Below are 556 nucleotides of genomic sequence, written 5' to 3' on the forward strand. Positions count from 1 at the left end.
TCTCGGAAGGCGACGTGATCGGCCAGATGGAGATCGCTGGCGACAGCGGGGATACATCGGCTGAAGAAGACGCACCGCAAGCCGCAAGCCAAGCCAACAGCGCGCCGCAAGGCGCTGCTGAAGAACCGGCCGTTGAAGAAGATAGCGGTAGCGGTGAGCCTGAGCGCAAAGAGATTCGTGTACCTGACTTGTCAGGCTCTTCTGACGTGCCGATTATCGAAATTGGTGTGTCGGCAGGTGATGAGGTCAACGAAGAAGATCCGTTGATCACCTTGGAGTCTGATAAAGCGTCAATGGACGTGCCTAGCCCTTACAAAGGCAAGCTCTTAGAGCTGACCGTAAAAGAGGGTGATACCGTCTCTGAAGGCGATGTGATTGGCTATATAGAAGTGGCGGGTGCTAAGAAAGCAGCCCCGAAACAAGCGGCGCCGGAAAAAGCGCAGTCCGCTAGTGCCAGTCAGTCAAATACTAGCCAGTCAAGTGAGAAGTCTGCCGCTTCACCCAAAGGTACGCCTAGCCCTGAAGCGCAGATGGCCTCTCACAAGCCCCGTGATGG

The 556-nt window shown here is 55.8% G+C and carries 1 protein-coding gene; it reads left to right on the forward strand.

The genetic code is table 11. The features are described from left to right. A partial coding sequence (locus tag HVE01_RS19770; RefSeq protein ID WP_252183166.1) for a biotin/lipoyl-containing protein occupies positions 1-556 on the forward strand: 556 nt, incomplete at both ends.

Source organism: Vreelandella venusta (assembly GCF_007989605.1).
Lineage (GTDB): Bacteria > Pseudomonadota > Gammaproteobacteria > Pseudomonadales > Halomonadaceae > Vreelandella > Vreelandella venusta.